The organism is Microseira wollei NIES-4236 (assembly GCF_020521235.1).
Taxonomy (GTDB): domain Bacteria; phylum Cyanobacteriota; class Cyanobacteriia; order Cyanobacteriales; family Aerosakkonemataceae; genus Microseira; species Microseira wollei.
This window is the reverse complement of record NZ_BLAY01000270.1, coordinates 1-8776: the sequence shown is the minus strand read 5'-3', so window position 1 is coordinate 8776 and position 8776 is coordinate 1. Positions and strand designations below refer to the sequence as shown.

Genomic DNA, 8776 nt, shown 5'->3' with positions numbered 1-8776 from the left:
GACAAAAGGTTACATGTTGAGTAGCCGTGTGCGGTGAAAGTCGCAAGCACGGTGAAAGATGGGAGGGGTGGAGCAGTAATGTTCCCAAGGACCCTACCAGATATGGCAGAAACTGGCAAAAGTTTCTCCGTCTCTTTAGAGCGGAGAGAGTCAAGTCCTCGATATCAACCCGGCTTCGCCAAAGTACAACCAATACATTGAGACTATCGAGATTGAGGACGCTCCCAAAGGCATTCGTCAGATGGCGGTTAATAGCGACAGAACGCGGCTGTTTGTCACCGTACCCAATCCTTCGGGTGCAGCTAAAGGTCAGATTTTAGTGTATAATATTGACCCCAAAGATCGACCGACTAATTCAACTTCTAACGCGAATAATTGGCATCGGCAGATTGGTAAAGTTGATGCGGGTTTGGGTGTAGAAGGAATTGCGGCTACCCCTGACCCTCTTAAAATGGTTTTCACCAACCGCAATGAAGATGCTAAGGGGTTTGGCTTGCTGGAAATTACGAGTAATAACCCCACCGGAATTACTGCTAAAACCACCAAAAATACGCTCAACTTAGTTTGGCTATTGATTTTGGAATATTCGTGAACCTGCTGGGGATTTCGCTCCTGCCTGGGTTGACGAAAAAATAATTGAGGTGGATTCCTCCTTGGTCGGAGGTGATTCGGTAGCCACCACTGCGGTATACCCGCACCCTTATTACTGGGGGCGCACCTAATTCCTATCCTCAAGGGACAGCAGCATCGGGGTGGGCAGCTACCAGGGTCAGAAAGCAAGACCATCTTCCGACAGTCAAACTAACCCTCACTTTTCACAGTTGGGAGGCTAACTAGAGCATGAACTGCGGCGCTATTTATATTCTATTTTCCAGGTTCTGATTTTTCTAGTAATTCTTGCTGCTACGAGAATTGTCAGCACCGAGCGCTAATTCTTTGGCTTTTTCCTGGGGAGAACCTCGGATAGGCTGTTCTCCTTGTTCGAGCGCAATTCCCATTTTCGCCGCCTGAGTCTGAATGCAATCAATTAATCTGCCATAGCTCCAATTGTGGACGCTAACTCGATACTGTTTGGCATACTTTTGTTGACCTTCCAGATATTCTGGGCATTTTTGTGCGGCTATAGCTTGAATTTCGCTTTGGACTATCTCGCGCATATCGCCCAGTTTCGGTAAGACGATGCTACCAGCTTGGTATTTTTGTGCGAGCGCAACAATCTCTTTAGCCAGCAATCTATCCACATACTGCCCTAACTCTGATTCTCCGAATTGATTGAAGGCAGCAACTTTTTGGGCCTTGTGGCGTTGATGGGATAACGATTGTTTTTGTCGCCGTTGTCGGTTAAGTAGTTGGTAGTTTTCACCTAGTAGTTGTCCGATGCTGCGATCAGTTAGAACTTTGCATACGATCGCATCTACTACGGCTACGGTTGCAGGTTTTTCTAAACCTAGACAAACGCCTACTAGGATGTGAGGTTGGCCTTGGTATAAGGGTTTGCTGGGACGGGGAAAGGGATTGTTAATTCGCGCCAAAGTAGAATTTTCGCGCTTGATAAAAGCTTGTTGCTTTTGATTTAAGTCACCTTTCTCTTTGGTTTTGGTGAGAATATTGGCGATTTCAGCAGCTTTTTCTTCTTTTACTTGTTTTGTTCCTTCCGCAGTCCACAGGCGGTTATCGACGGAAAAATATAGGATTAAATGGTGAAGGTTCCAAGGTTCTCCTTTACCTTCTCCTTCTTGCCAAGCTATTCTGCCACTGCGGAGGGTAAACAGGCTGCTGGAGTGTTTATTTTTGCTGTTGTGCTTGATTTGTTGGTCTTCTAAAAAACGTTGAAACCAATGCAATTGGCGTTGGTCGCAATACACTTGAAAGGTATGTTCGCTCAAGCCGTTGAATTTGACACAGAGGCGACATGAGGCATTTTTGAACCAGGTCATGTCTTCGTTGGTTTCATAGCTGATAGGAAATGGGATGAGGCTATATTCCTTCAGCAGGTTGTCTTGCCAGGATTTGGCTTGTGCTTCGTTTTCTGGGATGTATGAACTTGCGATCGCTAATGTCTCTAACCACTTGGCGTTTGTCAAATCCCGACCTTTGGGGATGCTTTCGCTTAACTGTTCTGTAAGTCGTTGAATCTGGATTTGAACTTTACGGCGACGTTTGGCAAACTTTTCTGGGTCTTCTTCTTGATCGTAGTTCGTTAATTAAGGGCGTGTTTTTGCCTGCCATCAACACGAGCGAGTTGGCGGCGGGTAGATTCACTAGCAACTAAACGACACTGGAGCCTAATAATGCTCATAGCTGCTATTAAACGCTTAAATTCAATAATAACATAAATGTCTAATAAATAGCTGTGTATAGAATCGTTTTATGCAGGAAACGTTCTTTACCAGCAAGCAAGCGGCTGAAATTACAGGTTGTACCCTTCGTCAGTTACAGTATTGGCGGGAGAAGGGGGTAGTTGTACCTACCATCAGTGCCACAGGAACGGGACGCAGTGTTTATGACTCGCGTTCTGATTTAATGGCGTTGGCGGCGATGGAGTATTGTCTGTCTGTGGGTTTGAGCTTTGAGACGGCGGCGACGGCGCCCAAACGGCTTTATGAGAAGGAACCGGAGTTTGCTAATTCGGCGTCACAGAGGCGGTTTATGTTGTGGTGGGATAGCAAAGAGCGATCGCTGCAACTGGTAGAGTTTGATCTGGAGAGAGCGATATGCCTCCCTTCCGCTTCGCGAACGCTTCCTTAAAATCTGGCGAGCCTGTGATTCCGGTATGGTTAGATCGGATTCATCAGCTGTTGGTAAACAATTTGAATAGGTAGGGCGAATGCGCTTAATCTTAAGCTTTGTTTTGAAAATAGCACTCGCAATTAACAATTAAACAATCAAATTGCAGCTAAGAGTAATTTAACAAACACAAATGTATTACACAGTTACTCGAAGACGAGTAGCTCTAAGAGTAACCCGATTTTGTAACGACTGATATAACTCTATTTGCTCTGCTTCATGCCAGAAAAGAACTACTAACCCGTATCCCTGTTTAATATCAAGACCTGTAGGAAACCTTTGCTGACATCCAATAACAAAGTGGATAACTGGTTCTGTTTCACCAGTGGGAATTCGTAGGGCAGGTTTGCGTTTCCATTCTTTTCGCCTGACTTGAAGAGTTGACCATTGAAGCCTTGTTTTTGAAGGCCGCATATCTATTTCTGCCCCAGATGGAAGATTTCCTGTATCTTCTGCTGTGCGTCGAGAACGATATCTTTCAACTTCTTGAGCAGTCAATCCTTGGAGTGCCTCAACCCCCATATTATTTGCTAAATACTCTTTTCGAATAGCTCGCACTGGAGGATCGTAAGCAAGTGCAACTGTGATACCTCTTCGACCAGGAGTTGAGAGAAATATATCAGGAATAGCTACACGATAAATATGGAGTTTATCTACCTCAATCTCATCCATTGCCACCAGACGGACACGGTTTCTTTTTGACCAAGTTAGGTCATCCACAGAACACATTCCGTACCCAACTAAACGAAGTGTCTCCTCTTCATCACCTAGCCAGTCTTGAGGGCATGGAGGAGATACACTTGCACTACCTACCAAAGCACGAATCAAATTAGCAGATGGTTTTTGTTTGATGGCTGTTTCCAAGCTAGCAGCAGCAATAGCAGCAGCATGAGCAACATGAGGAGACGCAAACGAAGTTCCAGCACATGCCCCAATAAATCTCCCATTCTTTTCCAAGGACAATGTAGGCTCTCCAAGGAGAATGTGATTGCTAACCCATCGAGGCTTAAGACCAGCTATCACTTGAATAGCAGCGTTGCCACCGTAATCAACAAGGTCAGGCTTAATTGCGCCGTTCGTTGAGCCAAAAGAGTAGCCCGTACCCGTTCTTGTAAAAGGTGCTGGAGCGTTCGCTGGCGCTCCAGGCAAAGCATCTTTTAATCTTAACCCTCCGTATTGTTCATGATGTCCGAGTGCATCTGATCTTGCTAATGCACCAACTGTGAGTGCTAGAGCTGCTGTACCAGGATTACAAATTCTTTGATCTTGATCGTCCAAAATCTGTTTGAGAATGGCTTTCTGAAATTGTTCCCTCGTATAAACTTTCTCTGGCAGTGGAGGATCAGAACGATTTCCAGTAATTAAAACAATTACAATATCTAGTTCTCTAGCTAGTTCATCAAGCTTCTCTGCCCAGGGAAACTGTCTACCGCCACGATATACTTCTCCTTCATTTTCAAGGGAAAGGTTAAATACTTTACATTGTCTTTCTTTAGCAAAATAGCGAATAGCATCTTCTGTTATCTTTTCGGCACGATGTTCATCAGGAATAATTGCACCCCAATCAGGAGCGTTACGCCACACTTTTGCACTACAAATATTAACTTTAGGTTCCCATTTACGGTTCTCTAAACACTCAGCAATACTACCATAAATGACTAGACCAGCTACAGAAGTTCCATGTCCATTCAGAGCAGTAGGCGTATTTTCTCCGGTATCAAAATCTCGCTCTTCAATTACCCAATTTCTTAAAAATGGATGTCCTGAAACTACGCATGCTGTCAACTACGCAGACAACCGGCACATCTTCAGCAGGAATAATATCAAAGTTTGGAGTTTCAATTTCATTAAATATTTCTGTATATGCTGGTGATCAACGGGGTGGAAGGTCTACACGAGCAACAAAATCTAAATCTAATAGTGTTTCTGCTAGCTGCTGTGTCCCATAAATTTTAGCCAATAATAGGCTAGACCTGCGTATATGCTCAGCCAATTTACCATTATTATTTTTGCATAATGAGCGAATTATATCTAAAATTTCACGAACTAATTTTTCATCTCCTGGATGCCAAATATCAACATCTAGGTAAAAAAAATCCGCTAATGGAAAACCTTCTTCTTGAAGACGACTTCCTATTCTTTCTTGACGTTATAAATATCTTACTCCTTGCATAGCATCAAAAAAATCTCGTCTCATACCTGGGGGAAGCGTACCCACTTCATCTGTTTCTGCCTGATAAAATTGTAATTATTCTAAAAAAATATGACGGGATGTCTCGTCTGGAAATTGAACAAGAAATCGATAATTTTCTGGCTCATCAACTTTTTCCTTTTGCTCATCCACTACCCAAACTTGGAATCGCTCCTCAAAAATTTTGCGTCAATCGCTATTAACACTATTAAATTCGACAACAAGTAGCTCAGATGGATCTATTCCTTTTTCTTTGCGAATTTCTAATATTTCCTCTACTGCCTGACTAATATCCTCAATAACCCCTAAAGCATGGAGAGAACGACGTGGTATCGGTGGTCTTAGACCTCCAGAGTTGCGTCTAGTTCGTCGCGGTGGTTGCCATTTTGGTTCACGAACAAATTCAATATGTAAATCCTGTCCCTTTTCAGGATTAAATGATGGCATGATATTTATTCTTTATCCACAATTGGTACAGGAATACTAAACGCTTTTTTTAGAATAGCTTGACGATAAGAGTATCTTGAAATTGCTTCAGTGATATCTTCCGTCTTTACTTTACTCTCCCCTCGAATTACACATAACTTGCGGATGTCAAGACACACTCGCTCTGCGTCTGCATAAGTGTAACCACAAAGTTGATTTACAATCTTATCTACTTGTGAATCATTAAATTTGGTAGGGGCTAGCCTTTTTCTTATGAGATGCTGAAGTTGCTCATTAGTTGGTTTCTCGAAACGAATTACTTCGTCAAATCTTCTCCATGCCGCAGGATCTAGAGCTTGTTCAAAGTTGGTTGCTGCAATAACAAGCGATCTGCCGCTAAAATTATCGACAATCTCGAGGTAGGAGTTAACGACTAGCTTGATTTCACCATGTTCTGTCGGATCATCGCGAGAACGTCCTATTGCATCAAATTCGTCAAAGAAGATCACCCATTGACCTCGTTGAGCATAATCAAATACTTTGCGGAGGTTAGCCGCAGTTTCACCTAACAGTGATGAAACAACTGCATCAAAACGCACATAAAGCAATCGTAGCCCAATTTCTGCTGCTATTGCCTCTGCTGCTGCTGTCTTACCACAGCCTGATGGCCCACAAAACAGAACACGGCGAACTGGTAATAGTCCATTTGCTTCCAGTACTTCCCACTCCCGAAACTCTCGCATTAACCGCTCAAGTGTGTTGCGAATCTCTTTGTCTAGTACGAGGTCATCTAAGTAACGGTTAGGCCACTTTGTCTCAAGTAAGGGAATGCCTCTGTCAGAATCTCGTGGAGAAGGCTCAAAAGATGTAAAGCCCACTTTGGTATTAGGTTCGGTCAACCCATTTTTCATCACCTGCTCTAGTTCGTTTGCAACAACAGGGTGATGTTTTTTGCGCTCTTCCTGAATAATTTCTTCCCCAGCCTCACGAAAAGCTCGGTCATCACGTCTTTGATAGCTCTGAAAGAGCTTTTTTAGCAGATCTGCTCTTGCCATTTTTGGCCTTGTCTCTCCACAACGGAGTAACGGATAGGTGTCATAAGCGCCGAAGAATCAATAACCATAGCGTTCTTTATATTAGATCAACACTATTTTGCAATTATAACCCTGAATTATAACACGAAGTTTGGCTTATTATAGTACATATGTTACAATAAAGAGCGTGCGGTTAACTTTTGATACCCTCCCATCTGTTTGAACATCAGAAAACACCGTTGGCAATATCCATCCACCCACAACGCCGGAACCTTAAACCTCGCCCCACAGTTGGGACACTCTGACAGCAAGCGTAGTTTATGGCGATCGCACCCCGCAGTCGTCTTAAACTGCCACTCTATCTTGTGACAAGGCACCTCGGCATAACAAGCGCCACATAACCGAATTGGTTCCAGCTTCATCCCCACCCCAGCAGGCGGTAACATTTGGTCTAAGCGATCGCTCTCCACCCCCACCACCACCGCCAACGCCTCCAACTGCTGACGAGAAGGAGGAGGATTGAAGCGAAACTTTTCCCAACGAGCGTTAGCGAAGCGGCGCGATAGCGCTTCGCACCTGCCAACCCTGCCATCTTACCCAACCCGGTCGGCGTTAGATTATTCGCCCGTCGAAACCTCCCCAGAAAGTGACTCAAACTCTCACCTTCCAACGGTTCGACCCGAAACAACCCTGGCTCAATCTCCGCCTCTTCCATCATCAAAAAATGTCGCCAGGATGCCCACACTGTACCGTTAGCTCAGTGTACGGAGGAATTGCGACCAACTAATAAATTGAGACATAGCGAATCCTCGTCTTTGGTGTATAATCATATTTGTGAGTTTTTTGAGGTCATGGAACAAGTATTGACGCTAGTTGTAAGACTTGATGTATCTAAAAACCAGCAGGAATTGTTGGTGGATACATCTAGAACTTTTGCGTCAGCTTGTAATTGGATTAATCAACTTTTGCCATTCCTGATCAATTCGATGCTGTCCTTTGTCAGTCCTTGTCTTTTGGGTAAGAGCCTCTCATCCCTTTTCTTCCCACTTTTTCACTAACCGCCGCACCGTTCTTACTGAGACACCCAAGCGCTCTGCTGCTTCTCTCTGCCGTTGTCCATAGGTGATGCGATCGCATGGCAATAGCAAACTCTGAATAATTTGCTGCAAGAGAAAAGCTTCATCGGAGAATTCCGTAAATATCTCCCCAACTTGAGCAGAGTTGTTCTCTTCCCTGGATGAGGATGCAGGCATTCCTGGTTCCAGGTGCTGATCGTCCGTTGCATATACATAAATGTTTTAATAATAACACATTAGTATTATAGAGCTAAAAGGACAATTATTTTGTCAATTCTGGAAAACTATTCAAATTTGCCCTTTCCAGGAAAGGACAAATAATTTGTCAAGCCTCAAAAAGAGGACATTTAATTTGTCAAAGCCTGCTCGTGATGTACTGAAAACCTAAAATGCCTGAAACCCTTGTATAGAGCAGGCTTTTCATTAATCAATTTCGAGGTCAGCAATTTGACAAGTGGTAAAATAATTTGGCAAGCGACAGGGGCTGGAACCCTTTGATTTTTATCAAGCAAGACGAGAGGCGCAAAACCCCCATCGTTCACGTGGGGGATGTAGCGCGAACGGGACTTTTAAGTCCCGTCAAGTAACATCATGATGGCGCTGCTCCTCAATATATCTTCGCACAGTCTCGCTGCTGACATTCCCAGCAGTGGAAACAAAGTAAGAGTGAGTCCAGAGACTGGGAAGCTTTAATAAATGCGGAAACTCTTGCCGTAAATACCTAGAGCTTCTACCCTTAATAGCATTAGCGACTTTGTGCGGCGGCACGGTAGGAGGAACATTGACAAACAAATGCACATGGTCTGCCATAATCTCCAAAGCAATGATGTTCCATTGATTCTCCTGGCATACCTCCCAGATGATCTGGCGTAATCTAACCTCCACGTCGCCCACTAAAACCTTCTTCCGCCTCTTTGGTATCCAAACTAGATGGTAGTTGACCAAAGAGACGGAATTTTTATTGCGGCGGTACTGTTGCATTTTAGCTCGCACTTAGCTAGTATTTGATGTAGTTAAGAATAGCACATCTACAAGGAGGTGAGAATTATTGCTGACATGCTACGCCTACAAGTTGAGGCAAAATGCAAATCAATCAGCAACAATGGCGTCGTGGATTAATATGTTAAGGAGCCATTACAATTGGTGCTGTGCGATTCGTTTAACCTAAAGTAGCTGAAAAGCTTACGGGACGGTTAACCCAGTTAATGAGACTGGTGATAACTGGTTACATTTGGAGGTGAGACTCCGTGAGTCAAGTCCTC

The 8776-nt window shown here is 43.9% G+C and carries 7 protein-coding genes and 3 pseudogenes; 2 read left to right on the top strand and 8 right to left on the bottom strand.

What is annotated here, in order from left to right; all coding sequences use genetic code 11:
* Positions 1 to 241 precede the first annotated feature (241 nt).
* Positions 242 to 592 (top strand): hypothetical protein, encoded by a 351-nt coding sequence (locus MiSe_RS45130; protein ID WP_226593231.1) that lies wholly within the window; start codon positions 242 to 244, stop codon positions 590 to 592.
* Positions 593 to 887: 295 nt separating this feature from the next.
* Here the strand turns inward: MiSe_RS45130 and cas12k are convergent.
* A pseudogene (gene cas12k / locus MiSe_RS45125) lies at positions 888 to 2192 on the bottom strand (type V CRISPR-associated protein Cas12k); the annotation flags it as partial.
* Positions 2193 to 2370: 178 nt separating this feature from the next.
* Between cas12k and MiSe_RS45120 the strand changes: the two are divergent.
* A pseudogene (locus MiSe_RS45120) lies at positions 2371 to 2822 on the top strand (MerR family transcriptional regulator).
* A gap of 103 nt (positions 2823 to 2925) precedes the next feature.
* On the opposite strand, the gene MiSe_RS45115 reads toward MiSe_RS45120, so the two are convergent.
* The 7 genes and pseudogenes from MiSe_RS45115 to tnpA all read right to left on the bottom strand — a co-directional run bounded on the left by MiSe_RS45115 (position 2926) and on the right by tnpA (position 8495).
* On the bottom strand, positions 2926 to 4572 hold the full coding sequence (locus tag MiSe_RS45115; protein ID WP_226593227.1) for a S8 family peptidase: 1647 nt from the start codon (positions 4570 to 4572) through the stop codon (positions 2926 to 2928).
* A gap of 88 nt (positions 4573 to 4660) precedes the next feature.
* Positions 4661 to 4924 carry a hypothetical protein gene (locus MiSe_RS54490; protein WP_507770239.1) on the bottom strand — a complete coding sequence of 88 codons (264 nt, stop codon included), beginning with the start codon at positions 4922 to 4924 and terminating at the stop codon, positions 4661 to 4663.
* A 243-nt stretch (positions 4925 to 5167) separates the two neighbouring features.
* Positions 5168 to 5425, bottom strand: coding sequence for a hypothetical protein (locus MiSe_RS45110; RefSeq protein ID WP_226593225.1), 258 nt, complete (start codon positions 5423 to 5425; stop codon positions 5168 to 5170).
* A 5-nt stretch (positions 5426 to 5430) separates the two neighbouring features.
* Positions 5431 to 6459, bottom strand: coding sequence for an AAA family ATPase (locus tag MiSe_RS45105; RefSeq protein ID WP_226593223.1), 1029 nt, complete (start codon positions 6457 to 6459; stop codon positions 5431 to 5433).
* 152 nt (positions 6460 to 6611) lie between these two features.
* A pseudogene (locus tag MiSe_RS54285) lies at positions 6612 to 7153 on the bottom strand (TniQ family protein).
* 313 nt (positions 7154 to 7466) lie between these two features.
* Positions 7467 to 7691, bottom strand: a complete 225-nt coding sequence (locus tag MiSe_RS45090; protein ID WP_226593216.1) for a helix-turn-helix domain-containing protein — start codon at positions 7689 to 7691, stop codon at positions 7467 to 7469.
* A 402-nt stretch (positions 7692 to 8093) separates the two neighbouring features.
* Entirely contained in the window at positions 8094 to 8495 is a 402-nt protein-coding gene (tnpA, locus tag MiSe_RS45085) for an IS200/IS605 family transposase (protein ID WP_226593214.1), read from the bottom strand.
* Positions 8496 to 8776: the final 281 nt, after the last annotated feature.

Excerpts from the sequence above, each read along its gene's own strand:
- MiSe_RS45110 (WP_226593225.1), bottom strand. The coding sequence starts at position 5,425 with ATGCCATCATTTAATCCTGAAAAGGGACAGGATTTACATATTGAATTT.
- tnpA (WP_226593214.1), bottom strand. The coding sequence starts at position 8,495 with ATGCAACAGTACCGCCGCAATAAAAATTCCGTCTCTTTGGTCAACTAC.
- MiSe_RS45105 (WP_226593223.1), bottom strand. The coding sequence starts at position 6,459 with ATGGCAAGAGCAGATCTGCTAAAAAAGCTCTTTCAGAGCTATCAAAGA.
- MiSe_RS45090 (WP_226593216.1), bottom strand. The coding sequence starts at position 7,691 with ATGCCTGCATCCTCATCCAGGGAAGAGAACAACTCTGCTCAAGTTGGG.
- MiSe_RS45130 (WP_226593231.1), top strand. The coding sequence starts at position 242 with ATGGCGGTTAATAGCGACAGAACGCGGCTGTTTGTCACCGTACCCAAT.